We start from the raw sequence: 20976 nt of genomic DNA, 5'->3' as shown, positions 1-20976 counted from the left end.
ACAGGCATGACATGTGCCGCCTGTTCGAACCGCATAGAAAAGGTTCTGAATAAGATGGACAATGTCTATGCCTCCGTCAACCTGACTACGGAAAAGGCAAGCATTAAATTTGACGGGGAACTTGTTGATGTTGGTGACCTCACCAGTAAAATTGAGAATCTTGGCTATGGAGTTGAAATGGAACATGCTGAATTCGATATAACGGGTATGACATGTGCGGCTTGTTCCAGCCGAATCGAAAAAGTGCTCAATAAGCAGGATGGAGTCGGCTCGGCGACAGTCAATCTGGCGACGGAGAATGCGGTCATCGAGTATAACCCGAATGTGCTGAGCGAAAAAGATCTGATTGGCCGTGTCGAGAAACTCGGCTATGGTGCAGAGCCGAAACGGAGTGCAGAAGATAAGGTGGATGCGAAGGATAGGCAGCTGAACCGGCTGAGGATCAAATTGATCATCTCTGCATTGCTTTCTGTTCCACTGCTTATAACAATGTTGGACCATCTGTTTGGTATCCAGTTGCCAAGTTTGCTGATGAATCCATGGTTCCAGCTGGCGATTGCGACTCCGGTACAATTTATCATAGGGTGGCAGTTCTATGAAGGAGCGTACAAGAATCTCAAGAGTGGAAGCGCAAATATGGATGTCCTTGTGGCAATGGGCACCAGCGCCGCCTATTTCTATAGTGTGTATGAGACAGGAGTCTGGGCAACGGATCCGACTCATAGTCCGCACCTTTATTTCGAAACAAGTGTCCTGATCATTACATTGATCCTTTTCGGTAAGTATCTTGAGCACAATGCCAAATCCAGGACGACCACTGCCATTTCCAAGTTGCTTGATATGCAGGCAAAGCAGGCACGTGTGATAAAAGAAGGTAAGGAAACGATGATCCCGATTGAGGATGTCGTGGTTGGAGATCGCCTTATCGTCAAACCGGGTGAGAAGATACCGGTTGATGGACAAGTTGTCAAAGGCCGGACTTCAGTTGATGAATCGATGATCACCGGTGAGTCCATTCCAATCGAGAAGGAAGTTGAGAATGGGGTTGTGGGCTCCACATTGAATGTGAACGGTACGATTGAATTTGAAGCGACACGAGTAGGTAGGGATACGGCTCTCGCTTCCATCGTCAAAGTGGTCGAGGAGGCACAGGGCAAGAAGGCACCGATCCAGAGGATGGCGGATGTCATTTCAGGATATTTTGTGCCCATAGTTGTCGGGATTGCTATCCTTACGTTCCTTGTCTGGTACATTCTTGTCCAGCCAGGCAATTTTGAGCCGGCATTGATTGCATCGATAGCGGTTCTGGTCATCGCCTGTCCATGCGCTCTGGGTCTTGCCACACCAACTTCCATCATGGTCGGAACCGGCAAAGGAGCAGAGAATGGTATTCTCTTTAAAGGTGGGGAGCACCTTGAAAAGACCCATTCATTGGACGTCATCATCATGGATAAGACCGGAACCATCACAAAAGGCAAACCAGAAGTCACCGACTTTTCCGGTAATGATGAAGTGCTCGGGTTGCTTGCTGCAGCTGAAAAAGGCTCAGAGCATCCATTGGCTGAAGCAATAGTTGCACACGCAACAGAGCGGGGGCTTGATATTCCGGAAGTGGACGATTTCACTGCCATACCGGGCCACGGCATCGAGGCATCGGTAGAGGGGAGGAAAGTGCTCGTCGGCACACGTAAACTCATGGCTGACAATGGCATTGCCAATGATACCATCACAGAGGAAATGACCCAGTACGAATATGACGGCAAGACAGCAATGATTGTAGCAGTCGATGGTGATATCAAAGGTATCGTAGCGGTTATGGATACTGTTAAAGAAAGTGCTGCAGAAGCAATACGCCAGCTGCAGGAAGACGGGCTTGAAGTCGTCATGCTTACCGGGGATAATACCCGCACGGCGGAAGCAATAGGCAGATCGGTCGGAATCGACCAGGTCATTGCAGAAGTTCTGCCAGAGGAAAAAGCAGAACAGGTCAAACGCTTCCAGGAAGCAGGCAGGACGGTAGCGATGGTTGGTGACGGCATCAATGATGCACCGGCTCTGGCCACAGCGGATATTGGAATCGCCATCGGTACAGGTACGGAAGTGGCGATAGAAGCGGCGGACATCACTATATTGGGTGGAGAATTGACACTCATCCCTAAAGCAGTGAGATTGAGTCACAAAACAATTCGCAACATTAAACAGAATCTCTTTTGGGCTTTCGCCTATAATAGTGCAGGCATACCAATAGCAGCGCTGGGTCTGCTTGCACCATGGGTGGCAGGTGCCGCCATGGCCTTCAGTTCCGTAAGTGTCGTGACGAATTCCTTGAGGTTGAAACGGGTAAAGATATAAAATGAAGATATATGGGAGGAGATTCATAATGGCTCAAAAAACGATAAAGGTTGAAGGTATGACATGTGGGCACTGTAAAAGTGCAGTAGAAGGTGCCCTCAACGAACTTGATGGCATCACTTCAGCGAATGTGGACCTGGACGCAGATAAAGTAGATGTTGAATATGACGACCAGAAAGTGACAGAGTCCTCAATGGTTGAAGCAATTGAAGATCAAGGATATGATGTGAAGTAATGGGATAGCCTGTTCCGGCATTCGGAGCAGGCTTTTTTTTGCCCAAAATGAATCGAGATATTAAACATTTCCACTTATGAGTGGTAAAATGGTGAAAATAAATTTAAAATAGATAATTAAGACATTTCTAGGTTTTATATATATGAGGAGGAAAATGAATGATCGTTGCGATCATTATACTGCTGTTTACTTCACTGTTTTTCTCGGGCAGTGAAACGGCCTTGACGGCAGTCAACAAAATGAAACTTCAATCGATGGCGAAAAAGGGCGACGCGAAGGCGGAGCGTCTGCTCAGATTGGTTTCAAGGCCAGGCGTATTCATCACCACGATACTCATCGGCAACAATATAGCAAATATCTTGCTGCCTACTCTGGTAACCACATTGGCGCTTGAATACGGCATCAGTATAGCGATCGCTTCGGCAGCTTTGACCATTGCCATCATCGTCTTTGCCGAAGTCATACCCAAATCGGTGGCGGCAACGTTCCCGGAACCGATTGCAATGCGTGTGGCGCCTATCATCATGTTCTTCGTGCTGATATTGAAGCCAGTTACAGTAGTGTTGAACTGGTTGACTGACACCATTGCGAGACTGCTGTCAAAGGGCGAATTGAAGGGCGCAGCCACCGTGTCGAAAGATGAACTGCGTGCAATCGTGGACATTGCGGATTCGGAAGGCATGCTTGCAAAAGATGAATCCTACCGGATCAAAGGGGTGCTTGATTTCAGACACCTTAACGTCAAGGATGTCCTGACTACCCCCCGGACGGAAATGGAAGCCATTTCCGCCACTGCATCATTTGAAGAGGTCAGGGATTTCGTCATCGAGCATATGTTCACCCGCTATCCGATCTATGATGAAGATATGGATGATATAATCGGCGTCTTCCATTCCAAATATCTTCTCCAGTGGTCGGTGGAACCTTCAAAGACCTTGTTGGATTACTGTGATAATGATCCATTGACCGTGCATGAATTCCAACCCGTTGAATATGTACTCAGAAAAATGACTAAGGAAAGGCGGCATATGGCCGTCGTCATTGATGAGTTCGGCGGCACGGAAGGGATACTCACACATGAAGACATCATCGAAGCGATGCTCGGTTTTGAAATCGAAGATGAAACGGATCTGCGCAACGATGCACTCGTCGAAAAGCTTTCCGATGAGGAGATCGTCTGCGACGGTAAGATTACACTACACCGCCTCAACTCCATTTTTGATACGGAGATACCGGAAGATGAAGACACCCTTTCAGGGTTTCTGTTGAAGGAATTCAATGACTTTCCGGTCGAAGGCGATGTCCTTGAGCAGATAGGATTGAAATTTGAAGTGCTAGTCATGGAAGATCAGATGATCCGTAAAGTCCATATTGTCAAAACAGATGAGAATGAAGAAGAATGATGGAGGGAAATGATATGAAGATCGCTACGATCGGGACGGGTTTCATCGTAGACCGTTTTCTTGATGCAGTCTGTCAAGTGGAAGGTGTGGAGGCTACAGCCGTCTATTCACGCCGGCTGGAAACGGCCGAGGCATTTGGACAGAAGCATGATATCGGGAGCAGGTTCACGGATATGGATGCCATGCTCAAGGACGAGGCGCATGATACTGTCTATATCGCCTCGCCGAACAGTCTACATCATGCATATGCCAAAAAAGCCATTGAAGCGGGCAAGCATGTCATATGTGAAAAACCATTCACATCGACAGCTGCGGAATTGAAGGAGCTGATTGACCTGGCCGGAGCGCAGGATGTTTTCCTGTTTGAAGCGGTAACAGGCATTCATCTGCCACACTTTAAAGCAGTTCAGGAGAATATGAAGCGGATAGGGGACATCAGAATCATCCAGGCCAACTACTCGCAGTACTCGAGCCGCTATGAGCAGTTGAAGCATGGTCAGGTGACCAATGTCTTCAACTTGGAATTTTCAGGCGGTGCGCTTGCCGATCTCAATATATATAATCTTCATTTCGTCATCCGGTTGCTTGGCCGACCGGATGAAATAGTCTACTTGCCAAATAAACATGATAACGGAGCCGACACTTCGGGTGTCTGTGTACTCAAGTATGATGGCTGTGTCGCGTCATGCATCGGCTCGAAGGACACGACAACGGATAATAGTGTGCTGCTGCAAGGGAACAAGGGCTATATTCGGGTCAATGGTTCTGCAAATATCATGGATTCTGTGGATGTAGTCACCGACGAAGGCAAGGAGCATATTGACCTGGGACAAAATGACAATAATATGGTGGCGGAACTTGAAAGCTTCAGGGATATGCTCTCATCGGAAGACCGGGGGGCTGCTACTGAATTGCTTGAGCATTCCATGAATGTGATGGAAGCATTCGAAGCGGCAAGAAGCAGTGCTGATATACAGTATCCTGCGGATGAAAAGTAGCCTGAGGGATAACCACCAGCCTCACCACAAATAAAACGGCCTGCAAATCTTGAAAACCAAGATTTGCAGGCCGTTTTATTTAGGGAGTTATCCAACTGACATGTGATTACTACGGCAGCACATGGCCAGCTGCTTTGTAGATCTGATACCATTCTTCACGGGAAAGTGATACATCAGGTGCTTTCATGATTTGTGAGAGCCTATCGGTATTCGTGGTGCCGATGATTGTCTGCATGTTTGCCGGATGTCTCAGAATCCATGCAACTGCAATCGCATTCTTCGTCACTCCATGTGCATCCCCGATTTGTTCCATGACTTCATTGAGTATTTTATACTTAGGGTCGTCCATGATGATGCCATCAAAATATCCGTAGTGGAATGGAGACCAGGCCTGGATGGTCACATCGTTCAGGCGGGCGTAATCCAGCATGCCGCCGTCGCGATCGGCGGCGCCTTCAAATGGTGTATTCGTCTGCATGTTGCTGTTGATCATGTGCGGTGCAGCGACACCGAATTGAATCTGGTTGGTAATCAGTTTCTGATCGACATATTTTTGAACGAAGTCGAACTGGCGGGCATTGAAGTTGCTCAAACCAAAATGTCTGACTTTGCCGCTCTCATGCAGACGATCAAAGGCCTCAGCAATCTCTTCAGGCTCCATGAGTGCATCGGGACGATGGAGCATGAGGAGATCGAGATATTCAGTGTCCAGACGCTCCAGTATGCCGTCGACGGAATCCAGTATATGGGATTTTGATAAATCATAATATTCGCCTGACTTGTCACCTTCCGAGCTGGAATTGCGGATGGCGCACTTGCTCTGAATGAGGATGTCTTCTCTTTTTATGCCTGATTTCAGTGCTTTGCCGAATTTGCGTTCACATTCGCCGCCACCATATATATCTGCATGGTCGAAGATATTGATGCCGGCCTCCATCGCTGTACTGATGTGACGGTGCAAAGCGTCATCCGTCATATCTGCAATACGCATGCAGCCAAGTACTATCTTTGATGCTTCAAGGTCTGAACCACCTAGTTTTATTTTATCCAAATTAATCACCTCGCCACCATTTTATCACAATCTATTTGAAGTATCGTGAATCTTATTGACTTTGAAATTCGGTTTGAATATTCTAGGAGTAGGAGGAAGATTTTCATTTCCGCTAAATATACATAATTTCAGGGGGTAGCATCAGATGAATTCTGTATTCAGACGTTTGTTTTTCCTATTCTCGCTTGTGGCATTGGCAGTCATCGTCGCAGCATGTGGCAGTGATGGGGCAGAAGATACAGCAGAAAAAGACGGGGAAGGTCAGGAAGGGGAAGTGGAGACACTCTCCATGGGCTTCATTCCTTCAAGTGATGCTGGAAATATCGCGACTACCGCGGAGCCGTTGGAAGAATTCCTGAGTGAAGAGCTCGGAATCGAAGTAAAGGCCGAAGTGATGGTAGATTACAGTGGATTGATAGAAGCGATGCGTACACAGCAAGTTGATATCGGTTTCCTCGCACCATTCAGTTTTGTGCAGGCCGAAGAGCGGGCGGACGTAGAAGTCATATTGAAATCCATCCGAAATGGTTCTGAATCATATGCAGCACAATATGTGGTGAACGCCGATTCCGATATTGAAGATATCGATGATCTGGTGGCTACAGAAGATCTTGTATGGGCATTCCCAGATACATTATCGACTTCAGGTTATCTGTTCCCGGCCATGCAGTTGAAGGATAAGGGTGTTGATGATCTGGAGAACCATTTCGATCAATTATCTGTAGGGGGGCACGATAACGCAATCACTCAAGTTTATGATGGCCAAGCCGATTTCGCGACGACATTCGACGATGCCCGTACGACGGTGGAAGAAGATCTGCCTGATGTCATGGATAAGGTGAAAATCATCGGCCACACAGAGGATATCCCAAACGATACGATTTCTGTGCGCTCTGAACTGCCGGACGAGATGAAGAAAAAAGTGACCGAGGCATTCCTTAGCATGAACGACAATGAGGAAGTCTTGGAAACGATGTACGAAATCTATGAGTGGGATGGCGTTGCAGAAGCAAGTTCAGAAGACTATGATATCGTGCGTGAAGTCTATGCAGAATTCGAAGATCAGCTGAACGAATAATAAGCAAGGGGCTAAGCCCCTTTTTTTGAGTGCAATTTATATAGGATGGTGACTCCATTGATAGAGTTCAAAGACGTTTCCCTGGTCTATCCCAACGGCCATGAAGGGCTTAAGAATATCAACCTGAATATCCCGGAAGGTGAATTCGTTGTAATCGTCGGCATGTCCGGGGCCGGCAAGTCCACCCTCATTCGAAGCATCAACCGTATGGTCACCCCGACTTCGGGAGAGTTGATCATCGGTGGAGAAAATATATTGAAGTTCAAAGAACCGCAGTTGAGGAAGCTACGGACTGGAATTGGCATGATCTTTCAAAGCTACAACATCGTCAAGAGAATGAGCGTACTGAGGAATGTCCTTGCGGGCAGACTGGGCCATATCGGAACATTGAGGAGTATTTTCGGACTCTTTCCACAAAGCGACATGCGTCTTGCGATGGATAATCTTAAACGCGTTGGCATTGATGAGAAAGCCTACGTCAGAGCAAGCAACCTGAGTGGTGGCCAACAGCAGCGTGTAAGCATCGCACGGGCTTTGACGCAGCAGCCATCGATCATCCTGGCCGATGAGCCGGTGGCGAGTCTTGATCCACCAACATCCCATAAGGTCATGAAGGATCTGCGGCGTGTAAGCCGAGAAGATGGATTGACCACTATCGTCAACCTGCACTTCATCGATATGGCGATGGAGTATGCTGACCGTATAATTGGCCTGCGCGATGGGGAACTGGTTTTTGATGGCCCAATCTCAGAAGTCGATGAGCAGACATTCGAAGAAATATATGGTCGTCCGATCAAAGAGGATGATCTGATCGGCAATGAGGAGGAGACGGATGAAACAGCAAAGGATTGAACGGATTGTTTTGATGCCAAGGCGGTTCAAATTCTTCATCCTGGGTATAATCCTGCTTGTTCTGATGCTGTATGTGGGAGCGGCCTACTTGACGCAATCATACCCGACACGGGTGATAGAAGGATTCCCGATCATATTCCTGTTTGTGGTCAATGATTTGTGGCCACCTAGCTGGGAATATTTTACAAGCGTGTTGGAGCCATTGCTCGAAACATGGAACATCGCCTTGTTCGGCACCACTTTCGGGGCAGTGCTTGCGATGCCGGTCAGCTTTATGGCAGCCGCGAACATCAACCGCAATAATACGTTCTACCGGATCGTCCGCTTCTTCTTCAACATATTGAGGACAGTGCCTGAGATCATCTTGGCCGTCTTGTTTGTGGCGCTGGTGGGGATCGGTGATGTTTCCGGTATCCTTGCATTGACTGTCTTGACCGTCGGAATCATCGGCAAACTGCTCAGTGAAACGATTGAAGCAGTCGACCCTGGTCCAATGGAAGCGATACGTGCAACCGGTGGGAATACACTGCAGGTCATACGCTATGGCGTCATCCCACAGATTCTGCCGCAGTATGCGTCATACACGCTGTATTCGCTTGAGATCAATGTTAAAGCATCCGTCGTCCTCGGTTTCGTAGGGGCCGGTGGCATCGGCATCATCCTGAGGCAGCAGCTCAGCATGTTCAACTACGAAAATGTTGCGGCAATCATCTTCGTCCTGTTCATTACAATATCCCTGATAGACTTTATCAGCAACAGGTTAAGGGAGCGTCTTGAATGATGAAAAATAAAGAGAAAATCAGAATGAAGGAAACTTTCGGCAAAAAAAAGCGCATGTATATGTATGCCGTCCTGTCCCTGCTGCTGATCATCTATATCATAGCCCTCATATCAACGCCTTTTGACGTCAACAGTTCTTCTGTATCCACGTTGGATACCTTGAGGCGGCTATTCATTGCACCTCTTGTGGAGTCGGAACGTTATGGGCAGTATCCAGAATATATCGGATATATGTTTGAAACCATTGCCATCGCCTATGCGGGTATCATGGTGGCAGCCATACTTGCGATACCTGTCGGTTTCCTTGCTGCCCGTAATGTCGGCGGACGTTTTTCCTACATAGGAAAGGCGCTGTTGAATGCGATACGCGCTATACCTGAATTGATCTTCGCGATTATCTTTGTGGCAGCCGTAGGCATCGGACCTTATGCGGGTGTTCTTGCGATCAGCATCAATTCCATCGGCATGCTCGGCAAACTGTATGCAGAAGTCATCGAGTCGATCGATAGGGAGAATGTGGATGCGATAAAGGCAAGTGGCGGTAATCGTGTCCAGTCCATGTGGTTCGGCATATTGCCACAAGTGCTGCCTGAGTTCGTATCGTATGCGCTCTACAGGTTCGAAATCGATGTGCGCGCCTCAACGGTTCTTGGAATAGTAGGTGCAGGCGGTATCGGGGCGCCGCTCATTCTGGCGACATATCAGCGCAATTGGGAAGATGTCGGTATGATTCTGGTAGTGGTAGTAGTATTTGTAAGTCTAATCGACATCGTATCCAGTTCGATAAGGAAGCGTTTAGTATAAGAAGCTTCTCCGATTACGGAGAAGCTTCTTATTTTTGTCATTCGAGTCATGTTATTATTTCAAGAGATGCCGATATACCTTATAATTAAAATAAAATCGAGGTAATCAATATGAAACTTTCACAAATTATACTTGGGTTCTCCATTGCATTGGCCCGCTTCCTATATAAAGAAGATAAAAAAATCGTGACGACACACTATGTGCATGAGTCGGAGAGGGTGCCTGAAGCATTTGATGGCTATAAAATCGTCCAAGTATCAGATTTCCATAATGCGTATTTCGGGAGGCGTTCCAAGGCACTCCTTGATAAGGTCAGAGCGGCAGATGGAGACGTCATATTCGTGACTGGAGATGTGATCGACAGGCGTACACCGAACCTTAAGCGCGCTGTCCATCTACTGCATGAACTGACCGATATTCTGCCCGTCTACTACGTCACGGGCAACCATGAGGCGCATTATGTGCATTTTGACAGGTTGGAGCAGGCCATTGGAATGTCACAAGTAAGAAACATCAGCAAGGGGAGTGAGAGGCTCTATATCGGGAACGATTACATCCGGCTGATCGGCATGGAAGATCTTTGGTTCTATGGAAATGAGGAAGAGCACGAGCTCTCTGATTTCTTTGAGGCAGACTTGAGGCAGAGGCTCAATAATGAATCCGACCCATTCACCATCGTGCTATCGCATCGTCCTGAGCTGCTTGATTTATATGGCAGACATGCAATTGACCTGGTGTTTACCGGTCATGCCCACGGTGGGCAGATCCGTCTTCCGGTAGTCAAAGGACTATACGCCCCCCACCAGGGAGTGTTGCCGAAATATACGGAAGGGGTACATGAGAAGGATGGGACGCATATGGTCGTCAGCCGGGGTCTCGGCAATAGCCGTTTCCCGTTCCGGGTCTTCAACCATCCAGAAATCGTAGTGATGGAACTCAAGGGGGAGCGGGATGGCATGAATAGGTAATCTGCTGGCTAGTGTCATCGTCGCATCCGCATGAATGTCACCGAAACGATAAAGGCCGCCCAGTGCAGCATTATGCACCGGGCGGCCTTCTATGTGTGACATCAGTCGTAGAAGATCATATCGACGGCATCTTCCGTTGTAACCACTTCCGTCTTTTGTAGGTATTGTTCCATTTTACCGAAATCGACCACCGCCCCTATACCAGGTTCCTGACTGACTGAGACGATGCCATCCTTGGCTGAAACTTCTGGCGTGATGATGTCTTCGTGCCAATATCTGCTGGAGGAAGCGGTATCGCCTGGCAGCGTGAAGTTCGCCAATGTCGTGATGGCGATGTTGTGAAGACGTCCGACACCTGCTTCAAGCATGCCGCCACACCACAGTGGAATGTCATGTTCCAGGGCAAGGTCATGAATCTTTTTGGACTGTGTAATTCCGCCGACACGCCCAACTTTGACGTTGATGATCCGACAGCTGCCAAGTTCTATGGCCCCAGCGGCGGCCTCATAGGAGTCGATGCTTTCATCCAGACAGACAGGGGTACTGATTTCCTTTTGAAGCTTGGCGTGATCGATGAGGTCGCCAGCAGCGAGAGGCTGTTCGATCATCATGAGGTCGAATGCATCGAGCGCCTTCAAAGTGTCCATATCATTGAGGGTATAAGCGGAGTTGGCATCCACCATAAGTGGGATGTCACCAAACTGCTCCCTTATCTTCCGTATCATCTCAACGTCGCGTCCTGGTTTTATTTTGACCTTGATGCGTTTATAGCCTTCTTCGACTTTTTCCTGTATTTTTTCAAGGAGACCTTCGTCAGTGTCTTCCAGGCCTAGAGAAATGCCGACTTCCACTTCTTTCTTTTTTCCACCGATGGCTTCAGATAAAGTTATGCCTTCCTGCTTTGCATAAAGGTCCCAGACAGCGCCCTCAATCGCCGATTTGGCCATATTATTCCGCTTGAATGGCTTGAACAACTCCCAAACTTCATCAGGGTGTGCAATTTCATTTTGGATGACGAGCGGTGCAAAGTACTTTTTCATAGCAATGAGTGAAGCGTCCATGAACTCTTCCGAGTAGAGTGGATCCTCTCCTGATACACATTCACCAAATCCTGAACGCCCCTCATCATCAATCGCTTCAACAATCGTGATGAAACGCTCCTGCTGCGTGCCGAAGCTTGTCGTGAAGGGGTGTTTCAATCCCATCAGCAACTGATGCAACTTGATTTCTTTAATCTTCATTAAACTATTCCTCCTATAGATTGAATCCCTTCCATCGCACTAAGTGTAATTATATAGATAATGCGGGGGACACGCCATTTTTATGCTGAAAGCTATGTAGACCACTCATGTAACTGTAGAGTGGTGGAAATTTGAATTTTCCAGCAATTAATAATATATTATAGTGAAGATTACATTGACATTCAATGATATACATAAAGGAGTTTTAGTTATGATAGAAGAAAAGATGATGAAGGCCTTCCAGCATCTGCATGCGCATCCCGAAATCAGCTATGAAGAAACAGAAACGACGGAATACATATATAACCTGTTGGAAGCAGAAGGATTCACGCCTGTCCGGTTCAAGAATACGACCGGACTCTATTGTGATATGGGAAATTTCGATAAAGGCCACATCATCGGTGTGCGCGCTGATATCGATGCCCTCTATCAGGAAGTTGACGGTGTAAAGCAGGCGAATCATTCATGCGGGCATGATGCCCATATGGCGATGGTGATCGGCACCATGCTGAAGATCAAGGATGACCCGGCCCTTGAATCGAAAGGGGTGCGTTTCATCTTTCAACCAGCAGAGGAAGTCGGCACAGGAGCCTTGGCGGTGGTAGATGAAGGTGTTATAGATGACCTGGATTACTTTTTCGGCATCCATCTGCGGCCAGTGGAGGAAGCGCGTGACGGTTATGCAGCATGCAGCATCGAACACGGTGCAGCATCTTCCCTCGAGTTCCGCATCACGGGCGATGATGCCCACGGTGCGCGGCCCCACCTCAACCATAATGCCATAGAAATCGGTGCCGATATCGTCAATATGCTGTCGAAGATCCATATCAATCCGGTCATTCCATCTTCAGTCAAGATGACGAAATTCCTTGCGGGTGGGAGATCATTGAATATCATACCCGGTAATGCAGAATGCGGCATCGATATGCGGGCTCAGACGAATGAGCAGATGGCGAAATTGAAGGAACGCGTATATGATGTGCTGAAAACCATCGAAGATTTCTATTCTGTAAAGATAGAAGATGTCGATTACTCGGGCATCGTTGCCAGTGAGAGCCATCAGGATGCAATTGATGTGTTGCGCAGATCGATTGTAGAGACGTTGGGTGAAGAGAAGTGTCTAGAGCCGATCATCACGAGTGGCGGAGACGACTTCCATTACTATACAGTGAAGCTTCCGGAACTTAAAGGTGCCATGCTCGGGCTGGGCTGCGATCTCAAACCGGGCCTTCATCACCCGCATATGACTTTCGAGCATTCTGCACTGAAGAACGGAATGGAGATATTGCATAAAGCGATCATCAACGCCGAATAATGTTGGAACCTCTCTGCTGGTTAATTGAAAAAATAAAATAAAACACCTCCAGGACAGCTGCCCTGGAGGTGTTTACACTTACTTATACGCTGCGGTATTCTTCATCATCTTCATCCACGATGCCGAACGCTTCTTCTTCAAGTTTCCGGTTGTAGAGGAAGAGTATGACTATAGCTGCGATACCGGCGGTTACAAAGTTCAACAGTGCAAGCAGTGCTGCAGTGCCGATATTTTTCGTATATGCCGTAAATACCCCAAGGAAAGCAATGGCCTCAATCAGCACATAGCTGACTGCGATATCGCCGATGGAGAGTCCCATGATATATAGAACGATTCCGGCGATGGCGAATACGATACCGAGCGTCTTAGGCTCGAATTTTCCACGGTCCAGAACATGTCCATCGAACATCTGTCCACCGAGGTAGAATGTCCCGAAAGGCACAAAGGCGAGTAACGGGATATCCAAGTTCTTCTTCTCAGCGATGCGGTAGAGGAAATAACCTTGCAACAACCATTTGACGATGCCGAGGAGGAACAGGAATAGCGCAAGTAATATTCCGATGATGGCGAGTCCTGCAAAAAGTCCGAACAATTCCATGTGAAATCACATCCTTTCTTAAATTATACCATAGGGGAAAGGTTCTATTGAAACGAAAAGCAGACCTGGGGTCTGCTTTTTTTACATATTATATTTACGGAAATTTCTTTTGTTTATCTTCTCGGCGCTGCGGTATGCATCGATGACTGCATAGAGCCATACGAGTGGCAGGAACAGATAGCCGATCAGGATTACTGTAAGAGCACCATTGATGAGCTGGAGGATCATGATGATGACCCCTTTTAAAATCTGCCCGTTGTAGATTTGTCCAAGGCCATTGATCAGAGCACTGAGTACTGCTGAAACACCTGGACTTTTTTGTGTAGGCAATGCATTCACTCCCATTTTTTGAGACTTTTATAATATACCCTTAATCTTCATCCCTAAACTTCTCTTCACGTTCCCGTCCGCCAGGCATTCTGAACGGCCACCAGTTGCCGCGTCGGAAGGTGATGACGAACGCAGGGACCAGAAGGGGCAGTACAACGAATGCGTATAGCAACAGTGCGAATATGATGATGCTTGCGACTTGTATCAATATGATCATGCCAGAAGGCAGGAGTGCAGCAAATGTTCCGGACAGTATGATGACAGCAGTGATTACCACACCGCCCATACGTCTGATGGACTGTTCGATTGCGCCTCTTATAGTGCGGTCTGCAAGTTCTTCCCTGAACCGGTCTATGATGAATATTGAATAGTCGATGCCGAGTGCTGCGAATATGATCAGACTGAAGAATGGCACGGCCCAATTCAATTCACCATATCCGAATAGGCCAAGCAGCCATTGTGTAATGGTTACAGATGCAAAGTAGGTGATGAATATCGAACTGATCATTGAAATTGGCAACACCAGGGATCTGAATATGACAGCCAAGATGACGAACAAGGTCACGATAAAGATGGTCACAACCCGGTTATAGTCATCATTGGAGATTTGGTTCAAGTCCCGGTTCATACTCGTTACTCCCGAGAAGTAGGACTCGGTCTCTTCCCTGTCAAGACGCTGCAGTTCTCCGTCTATCGTATCTTCGACCGAATTTAAAGTGTCCATGGCTTGATGACTATACGGATCGTCTTCCAGTATGACATTCATGATCAACGCTTCATTGTCACCGAAGGCATATTGATCGACTGCATCTTCAATATCCGGATTGTCGATGAATTCCTGAGGCACATGGACGCCTGTCTGATCGACTGCTTCATTGTCATTGATTTCCGTCATCAGTGAAGATACATCTTCAAGCCCATCTTTGATTTCTCGGATGCCTTCTGAGGAGTCGGACAAGCCGTTGCCAAGTTCCGTCAATTGCTGGCTGGCCGCTTCCTGCTGCGCGGTGATTTCTTCGTTGGCTACAGCAACTTCGTCCGACAATGTTGTCAAACCTTGCTGCACTTGACCCAATTGCTGTGCTGCCCCTTCGGCATCACCTGTTTGGGTCATATATTCAGTAATCTGGTTGAGGCTGCTGTTTATGTCTTCAATGCCGTCACCGAGCGCAGAGAGGTCTCCGCCTTGTGTTTCAGTATTGCTCAGGTTGCTGCTCGTTTCATCCAGACCATCGGCTATTTCGGTCAGTCCATCCTGCATATCGGCGATGCCTTCGTTCGCCTGTTTCAACTGGCTGCGGATATTGAGGTCTTCTATCGCTTCACCGGATGGGCGCGTGAGTGTCTGGACTTCCTTTACCCCGTCAAGATTTGAAACAGTGGAGGCCACAGCATCAAGTCTTGATAGGTTTTCCGACTTGAGCATATCTTCTCCAGTCGACAGGATGACTTTAAGAGGGAAGAGCTGGCCTTCATCGAAGTTTTCACTTACAACATTAGTGGCATGGACAGTGGAATAATCGTCATCGAGTTCTTCGATGGCATCGAAATTGACTTCATCGTTATAGAACAGGGCGACTGCGATCAAGATCGCAAATACTGTAAAGATGATGCGTGTCGGATATTTCAATGAGAATATCCCGAGCGGTGTCCATAAGCGGCTCTCCTTGAATTCCGTCTTCTTGATGTTCGGCCAGAAGATATATCTGCCGAGCAGATACATGAGCACTGGCAATAGTGTAAAGAGGGCGAGCAGCAGGAATACTACCCCTAATGCCACGCCTACAGCTGAACGGTAGATTTCAAAGTTGGCGAAGTACAGGACACCGAATACGATGGCGCCTGAGAGGCCACTGATGAATACAGTTTTACCAGCTGTGGAGAAAGTGCGTATGACTGCGTCATATTTATCATGATGTTCAAGTTCTTCTTTAAAACGGTTCAGCAGCAATATACAGTAGTCTGTACCGATACCGAACAGGATAACGATAAGGAAGCTCTGGGTCTGTGGCGAAATCGGAAAGCCGAACCATTCGACGAACCATGCAACGAAAGACTGGCCAATCAGGTAGGCGATGCCGACAACCATTACAGGTACGAACGGAGTCACGACGGATCTGAACATGATCAACAGTACAGCAACTACTATGATTACTGTAAACATTTCAGTGGATTGGATGCCTTCCATCGCATCTTGTTCGACTGTATTCTGGATGAGCTCATTTGAAGTCATGGATGTTTTTGCTTCAGTCGTGTTCGCTTCCTCGATGGATTCGGCGACATTGCCGATATCATCGACTGAACCTACATAATCCATCGGAATGATGGCGACACCATTATCTTCATTGATGAAATTCTCCTCCACATCATCCTCAAATTCGAATGGATTGACGACATTATCAACGTCATCCATAGATTTTATTTCTTCAATGTAATCGACGATATCCCCTTCGTTTGCCGAGACTTTCCCCTCAAATTCGAGGACGAGTGACATCGATTCCTTATCCTGATCGTATTTTTCGAGGAATTGCCTGGCTTGTTCACTTGGTGAGTCGTCCGCTAGCTGGACGTCACCTTTTTCTGTTGCCAGTTGCGTCAAGTTAGGAGAGAGGATAAAAGTAGTGATGGCGAAAATCAGCATCAGTACGGTGACGGGCCATTTGAACTTAAGTATGTGTTTCATCGGGGGTGCCTCCTGGTATATATTTCAAAATTGTCATGGTCGCGTGATAGAGCTGTTCTTCTTCTTCTTTCGTCAATATGCCAATATCAGTCGTGATTTTATGATGGATTTTATCCAGAAATTCCTCCACCAGTTGCTCGGAATCTCTGGTCATATAGATCAACTTCGATCTTTTGTCATTGGTCATTTTATTACCTTCACTCCTGACCAGATTCTTCTGGATCAGCTTCTTTACTGTATGTGTGATGGCGCTACGTTGGACATTAAGTTCCAGGGCCAGATCCGAGGGGGTGGCATGCCCATTCAGATAGATGAATTGCATGATATCCATCTGGGTCTTTGATATGTGCATTCGGGTTATCGAGTCGGTGACATCATTGAATACTTTCGTGTAGCCGTAACCATAGATAAGCTTGAGGTTATGTATAACGTCACTTTTTTCTGTCATATTTCCACCCCTCTGTATTTTAGTTGAGAGTACTAAACCAATCGAAGACTTCAACAGTCTACCATGTAATAAAGGACAGGGTCAAAGTATATGATGTGACAGTTTTACGAACAGAAAAAGGACCTCCGTAGAGGCCCTTGCAAGAATTATTATCTGTCCCAGATACGATGTGATTTTACATCTTCCAAGTATTGTTCAAGGTTTTCTTCAATATTCGTAACGCCTTTGTCATCGTCTGTGAATGAGAGAGCCCTGAATATATCACCGTCATCTGTACTGAAGCCGATCGCCTTCTTATGCTTGAATGCAATCTCGAGGTTTTCTACAGCTTCAGGATGCAGGTTTTCCTGTCCTTTCAGAACAATCACAGCATCGAAAAGCACCGAATGGACCGTGTCGAACGTTTCCGTCATGACATCATCGCCTATTTTACGTATCTTATCGGAGATGAAAGTGACTGCTGTACCCTTATCTTCCAGTTTTTGCTGCAGATTCAACATTTTTTCTTTCGGTACATCAGGTGTTATCATGATTCCGATCTGACGCGTCTCAAGAGATGAAGGGGTATTCGCCATGCTGAGCGCTGGAGAACTCTTTTCATAAGTCGATTCTTCTACGGTATCAGGCAAGTCCACACCTATTTTATCTACCACGTATTCGGTCATTTCACGATCGATGGGATTGAGCAGATAGTCTACGACATTCTGTCTGACACCAAGACTTTTACACTTGCCAAGTTCAAAGCTTAGAGCATCGAACATATGCTGTTTCTCATGCTCTGTCATTGAATTGAGGAACATCTTCGCCTGGCTGAAGTGGTCTTTGAAGCTCTCGCTTCGTGCCCTGATCTTCCGGCCCTCGACTTTCTCATCATAATGCTCATAACCGCCTTCTTCCGGCGAGGCCGGTTCCGGTTGGTTGTTATTGAGGTAATTCTTATGGTAGGAAGTCTGGCCTTTCGTAACATTCATCTGGTTGTAGCCTTCCCTCTGGTTGTTTGCGAATGGACAGATTGGACGGTTGATTGGAATCTGGTGGAAGTTCGGCCCACCAAGACGGATCAACTGCGTATCGGTATAGGAGAAGAGTCTACCCTGTAGAAGCGGGTCATTCGAGAAGTCGATGCCCGGCACGACATGGCCTGGGTGGAAAGCGACCTGTTCCGTCTCTGCAAAGTAGTCGTCGACATTTTGATTCAACGTCATTTTACCTACAATCTGGACCGGGACATCTTCTTCAGGCCATAACTTGGTTGGATCCAAAATATCGAAATCCATATTGAATTCATCTTCTTCGGGAATCAACTGCATGCCGAGTTCAAATTCAACCGCATTGCCTTTATCGATATTCTCCCATAGATCTTGTCGGTGGAAGTCCATATTCTTTCCGTTGATGAGCTGCGCTTCGTCCCATACCACCTGGTGGGTCCCCAGTTTTGGTTTCCAGTGGAACTTAACGAAATGACTTTTGCCTTCAGCATTCACCAGTCTGAATGTGTGGACGCCGAACCCTTCCATCATCCTTAGGCTTCTCGGGATGGCGCGGTCGCTCATCAACCACATCACCATATGGGCACTCTCGGTATTCTGTGAGACCCAATCCCAAAATGTATCGTGGGCGGATGCTGCCTGTGGCATTTCATTATGGGGTTCAGGCTTTACAGCATGAACCATGTCTGGAAATCTGATGGCATCCTGCATGAAGAAGACCGGCATATTATTTCCGACGAGATCGAAGTTGCCTTCTTCCGTATAGAACTTTGTCGCAAACCCGCGGACATCCCGCGGAATATCCATTGAACCACGGTTTCCGGCGACCGTTGAAAATCTTACGAAGACAGGTGTCCTTCTGCTCGTATCAGTGAAAAGGCCGGCTTTTGTATATTTTTCCAGTGATTCGTATAATTCGAATTCCCCATGGACCCCGAATCCTCTGGCGTGGACTACACGCTCAGGAATGCGCTCGTGGTCGAAATGCGTCATCTTTTCGCGGAAATGGAAATCTTCCATCAATGTAGGGCCGCGTTCACCCGCTTTCAGGGAGAATTCATCGTTGCTGACTTTAAGTCCCTGATTCGTTGTCATATGTGCCTTTTTGGTATTGTCGATTGTGTTCTTCTGGAGATCTTCCTTTTTCTTGTTCATTAATGGTCGTGCCTCCTTGAAAGATTGAATTGACTACCTTACACATCTACTATAGCAACCCCGCATGCGCTTTGCATGTATTTACTGTATCGAGTTTTTTCGTGTTCCAAGCGGGTATAAGAAAAGGTCGTGCACATTTTGGCACGACCTTTTATCTAAAGATATTCTTTAATTTTCTGTATCAATCCATCGTTGAGGTGGCTATGGCTAGTCAAGAATTCCTGCATTCCCAGCTGTGCAATTTGTTCATCTCTTTCTTTGACTTCCGGATCATCGGGATTATTGAATTCCAGTGCATATGCAGCAAGTTCTGTGAGGGCATTGCAACTGAGATTGTTCTGCTCCAAATAGATCAGTGGCTTCATGATGCGGTCGCCCGCGCTTAGCTTGCGCATCACACCACGCCCGACACGATCCAGATCATCGGACAGATGGGGGTTTTTGAATCGCGCAATTATTTTTTCAATATATGAAAGTTGCTGTGCCTCTGTGAAATCATAATTTGAAGTCAGATAGAGCATCGTTTCATTCAGGACATCCTTGAGGAATGCTTCGACCTTTTCATTGGTCATTGCTTCAGAGACGGTCTCAAATCCAAGTGTCTTTCCATAATAGGCTATCGCTGCATGACCGGTATTGACCGTAAACAGTTTGCGTTCGATGAAGGGTATCAGATTTTCTACATAAGTGACCCCGTCCAGTCTCGCATCTCCTATCCAGCGAGCTTTCTCTATCACCCACTCGTAGAATGGTTCCACTTTTACATCCAGCAGATTATCATTTTTTTGGATGGGTACGATCCGATCTACAGCTGAATTCGGAAAACCTATGCCATCAAGTTCATCAGTATGCTTCAAGATTTCCGCTTTAAGTGTATCTGTGGCAAGGATGGCGTTTTCGCAAGCAATGATGTTGAGCGGGCTGTTGCCACGCCCGGCGAGGTTTGGCGCTATTGATTTTGCGATTACAGGAAGGATGTTGACGCCCACGGCAGTGGTTATCAGGTCTGCTTCCAGAATAGCTGTTTTCAACGCATCATCATCAGTAATTGTATTGACCCCTGCGACATTCGTAACTTCAAATGTTTCACCATCTTCTTCTGCGATATGAACGGTATATTTCCCATCCTCATTAAGTGCGTCTATAATTTCAGCATCGATGTCCGCAAATGTCACCGAATAGCCATTATCATGGAGGATCTTTCCTATGAATCCGCGGCCGATGTTACCCGCCCCAAAATGTAGAGCTTTCATGGTTACAGCTCCTCTTCAAACAGCGCTATGATCTCGTCCGCTGAGGATGAGTGGATGACCTTGTCTGCATTCTCTTCTTCAGAGAACAGCACTGCTATTTTTTGGAGCATATCCAGGTGTTCGCCATCCTTTCCTGCAATTCCGAGGATGACTTTCGCTTCGTTGCCGTCGAAATCGACGCCGCCAGGCACCTGTACGAGTGACAACCCACTTTTTATTATTGAGGATTTACCCTCATCTGTCCCGTGGGGGATTGCAAGACCATTTCCCATGAATGTTGAAACAACTTTTTCGCGTTCAAGCATTGAATCGATGTAAGCTGGCTCTACAGCCCCTTGATCGACGAGCATCTGCCCCGCTTTTTTAACTGCTTCTTCTTTGGTAGCTACCTTTTCATTGAGGAGTATATTTTCTTTTTTTAACATGTTGATCAATCCTTTTCC

At 47.0% G+C, this 20976-nt stretch carries 19 protein-coding genes; 10 read left to right on the top strand and 9 right to left on the bottom strand.

Annotation, left to right across the window (positions count from 1 at the left end; all coding sequences use genetic code 11):
- The first annotated feature begins 6 nt into the window (after nucleotides 1–6).
- The 4 genes from ACZ43I_RS10390 to ACZ43I_RS10375 all read left to right on the top strand — a co-directional run bounded on the left by ACZ43I_RS10390 (nucleotide 7) and on the right by ACZ43I_RS10375 (nucleotide 4988).
- Nucleotides 7–2352 (top strand): heavy metal translocating P-type ATPase, encoded by a 2346-nt coding sequence (locus tag ACZ43I_RS10390; protein WP_464761764.1) that lies wholly within the window; start codon nucleotides 7–9, stop codon nucleotides 2350–2352.
- A 28-nt stretch (nucleotides 2353–2380) separates the two neighbouring features.
- Complete coding sequence (gene copZ / locus ACZ43I_RS10385) at nucleotides 2381–2587, top strand: copper chaperone CopZ (RefSeq protein ID WP_344700862.1); 207 nt, start codon at nucleotides 2381–2383, stop codon at nucleotides 2585–2587.
- A gap of 158 nt (nucleotides 2588–2745) precedes the next feature.
- Nucleotides 2746–3990, top strand: a complete 1245-nt coding sequence (locus tag ACZ43I_RS10380; RefSeq protein WP_344700861.1) for a hemolysin family protein — start codon at nucleotides 2746–2748, stop codon at nucleotides 3988–3990.
- A gap of 14 nt (nucleotides 3991–4004) precedes the next feature.
- Nucleotides 4005–4988, top strand: coding sequence for a Gfo/Idh/MocA family protein (locus ACZ43I_RS10375; protein WP_344700860.1), 984 nt, complete (start codon nucleotides 4005–4007; stop codon nucleotides 4986–4988).
- Between the two features lie 109 nt (nucleotides 4989–5097).
- Here ACZ43I_RS10375 and ACZ43I_RS10370 read toward each other — a convergent pair whose 3' ends face one another.
- Nucleotides 5098–6039 (bottom strand): aldo/keto reductase, encoded by a 942-nt coding sequence (locus ACZ43I_RS10370; protein WP_344700859.1) that lies wholly within the window; start codon nucleotides 6037–6039, stop codon nucleotides 5098–5100.
- A 145-nt stretch (nucleotides 6040–6184) separates the two neighbouring features.
- On the opposite strand from ACZ43I_RS10370, the gene ACZ43I_RS10365 reads away from it, so the two are divergent.
- From ACZ43I_RS10365 to ACZ43I_RS10345, 5 genes are all read left to right on the top strand, one after another.
- Entirely contained in the window at nucleotides 6185–7117 is a 933-nt protein-coding gene (locus ACZ43I_RS10365) for a phosphate/phosphite/phosphonate ABC transporter substrate-binding protein (RefSeq protein ID WP_344700858.1), read from the top strand.
- Nucleotides 7118–7174: 57 nt separating this feature from the next.
- A complete protein-coding gene (gene phnC / locus ACZ43I_RS10360) occupies nucleotides 7175–7969 on the top strand; it encodes a phosphonate ABC transporter ATP-binding protein (RefSeq protein WP_344700857.1) in 795 nt (264 codons plus the stop codon).
- Nucleotides 7950–8750, top strand: coding sequence for a phosphonate ABC transporter, permease protein PhnE (gene phnE, locus ACZ43I_RS10355; protein WP_344700856.1), 801 nt, complete (start codon nucleotides 7950–7952; stop codon nucleotides 8748–8750). The genes phnC and phnE (ACZ43I_RS10355) overlap by 20 nt, the downstream gene beginning before the upstream one ends.
- Nucleotides 8747–9553, top strand: a complete 807-nt coding sequence (phnE, locus tag ACZ43I_RS10350) for a phosphonate ABC transporter, permease protein PhnE (RefSeq protein ID WP_344700855.1) — start codon at nucleotides 8747–8749, stop codon at nucleotides 9551–9553. The genes phnE (ACZ43I_RS10355) and phnE (ACZ43I_RS10350) overlap by 4 nt, the downstream gene beginning before the upstream one ends.
- Before the next feature lie 110 nt (nucleotides 9554–9663).
- On the top strand, nucleotides 9664–10521 hold the full coding sequence (locus tag ACZ43I_RS10345) for a metallophosphoesterase (protein WP_344700854.1): 858 nt from the start codon (nucleotides 9664–9666) through the stop codon (nucleotides 10519–10521).
- 101 nt (nucleotides 10522–10622) lie between these two features.
- On the opposite strand, the gene menC is transcribed toward ACZ43I_RS10345, so the two are convergent.
- Nucleotides 10623–11762: an o-succinylbenzoate synthase gene (menC, locus tag ACZ43I_RS10340; RefSeq protein ID WP_344700853.1), complete on the bottom strand. Its 1140-nt coding sequence runs from the start codon at nucleotides 11760–11762 to the stop codon at nucleotides 10623–10625.
- Between the two features lie 211 nt (nucleotides 11763–11973).
- Here menC and ACZ43I_RS10335 point away from each other — a divergent pair, with 211 nt between their 5' ends.
- Nucleotides 11974–13077 carry an amidohydrolase gene (locus ACZ43I_RS10335; RefSeq protein ID WP_344700852.1) on the top strand — a complete coding sequence of 368 codons (1104 nt, stop codon included), beginning with the start codon at nucleotides 11974–11976 and terminating at the stop codon, nucleotides 13075–13077.
- 82 nt (nucleotides 13078–13159) lie between these two features.
- On the opposite strand, the gene ACZ43I_RS10330 is transcribed toward ACZ43I_RS10335, so the two are convergent.
- From ACZ43I_RS10330 to ACZ43I_RS10300, 7 genes are all read right to left on the bottom strand, one after another.
- Complete coding sequence (locus tag ACZ43I_RS10330; RefSeq protein ID WP_344700851.1) at nucleotides 13160–13675, bottom strand: hypothetical protein; 516 nt, start codon at nucleotides 13673–13675, stop codon at nucleotides 13160–13162.
- An 81-nt stretch (nucleotides 13676–13756) separates the two neighbouring features.
- Complete coding sequence (locus ACZ43I_RS10325; protein WP_425568270.1) at nucleotides 13757–14014, bottom strand: hypothetical protein; 258 nt, start codon at nucleotides 14012–14014, stop codon at nucleotides 13757–13759.
- A 31-nt stretch (nucleotides 14015–14045) separates the two neighbouring features.
- Entirely contained in the window at nucleotides 14046–16688 is a 2643-nt protein-coding gene (locus ACZ43I_RS10320; protein ID WP_344700849.1) for an MMPL family transporter, read from the bottom strand.
- Nucleotides 16672–17136, bottom strand: coding sequence for a MarR family transcriptional regulator (locus ACZ43I_RS10315; RefSeq protein ID WP_344700848.1), 465 nt, complete (start codon nucleotides 17134–17136; stop codon nucleotides 16672–16674). The genes ACZ43I_RS10320 and ACZ43I_RS10315 overlap by 17 nt, the downstream gene beginning before the upstream one ends.
- Before the next feature lie 149 nt (nucleotides 17137–17285).
- Nucleotides 17286–19280, bottom strand: coding sequence for a catalase (locus ACZ43I_RS10310; RefSeq protein WP_344700847.1), 1995 nt, complete (start codon nucleotides 19278–19280; stop codon nucleotides 17286–17288).
- A gap of 155 nt (nucleotides 19281–19435) precedes the next feature.
- Nucleotides 19436–20533, bottom strand: a complete 1098-nt coding sequence (locus ACZ43I_RS10305; protein WP_344700846.1) for a mannitol-1-phosphate 5-dehydrogenase — start codon at nucleotides 20531–20533, stop codon at nucleotides 19436–19438.
- Nucleotides 20534–20535: 2 nt separating this feature from the next.
- Nucleotides 20536–20967 (bottom strand): PTS mannitol transporter subunit IIA, encoded by a 432-nt coding sequence (locus ACZ43I_RS10300; RefSeq protein WP_425568268.1) that lies wholly within the window; start codon nucleotides 20965–20967, stop codon nucleotides 20536–20538.
- Nucleotides 20968–20976: the final 9 nt, after the last annotated feature.

It is taken from the genome of Salinicoccus jeotgali (assembly GCF_055379195.1).
The sequence above is the reverse complement of the archived record's forward strand: the minus strand, read 5'-3'. Positions and strand labels throughout refer to the sequence as shown.

Bases quoted from the DNA above. Each gene is read 5' to 3' on its own strand.
- ACZ43I_RS10330 (WP_344700851.1), bottom strand. From the start codon at position 13,675: ATGGAATTGTTCGGACTTTTTGCAGGACTCGCCATCATCGGAATATTA.
- ACZ43I_RS10320 (WP_344700849.1), bottom strand. From the start codon at position 16,688: ATGAAACACATACTTAAGTTCAAATGGCCCGTCACCGTACTGATGCTG.
- ACZ43I_RS10310 (WP_344700847.1), bottom strand. From the start codon at position 19,280: ATGAACAAGAAAAAGGAAGATCTCCAGAAGAACACAATCGACAATACC.
- ACZ43I_RS10375 (WP_344700860.1), top strand. From the start codon at position 4,005: ATGAAGATCGCTACGATCGGGACGGGTTTCATCGTAGACCGTTTTCTT.
- ACZ43I_RS10380 (WP_344700861.1), top strand. From the start codon at position 2,746: ATGATCGTTGCGATCATTATACTGCTGTTTACTTCACTGTTTTTCTCG.
- ACZ43I_RS10305 (WP_344700846.1), bottom strand. From the start codon at position 20,533: ATGAAAGCTCTACATTTTGGGGCGGGTAACATCGGCCGCGGATTCATA.
- ACZ43I_RS10390 (WP_464761764.1), top strand. From the start codon at position 7: ATGACATGTGCCGCCTGTTCGAACCGCATAGAAAAGGTTCTGAATAAG.
- ACZ43I_RS10365 (WP_344700858.1), top strand. From the start codon at position 6,185: ATGAATTCTGTATTCAGACGTTTGTTTTTCCTATTCTCGCTTGTGGCA.
- phnE (WP_344700856.1), top strand. From the start codon at position 7,950: ATGAAACAGCAAAGGATTGAACGGATTGTTTTGATGCCAAGGCGGTTC.
- ACZ43I_RS10345 (WP_344700854.1), top strand. From the start codon at position 9,664: ATGAAACTTTCACAAATTATACTTGGGTTCTCCATTGCATTGGCCCGC.
- ACZ43I_RS10315 (WP_344700848.1), bottom strand. From the start codon at position 17,136: ATGACAGAAAAAAGTGACGTTATACATAACCTCAAGCTTATCTATGGT.
- menC (WP_344700853.1), bottom strand. From the start codon at position 11,762: ATGAAGATTAAAGAAATCAAGTTGCATCAGTTGCTGATGGGATTGAAA.
- ACZ43I_RS10335 (WP_344700852.1), top strand. From the start codon at position 11,974: ATGATAGAAGAAAAGATGATGAAGGCCTTCCAGCATCTGCATGCGCAT.
- copZ (WP_344700862.1), top strand. From the start codon at position 2,381: ATGGCTCAAAAAACGATAAAGGTTGAAGGTATGACATGTGGGCACTGT.
- phnE (WP_344700855.1), top strand. From the start codon at position 8,747: ATGATGAAAAATAAAGAGAAAATCAGAATGAAGGAAACTTTCGGCAAA.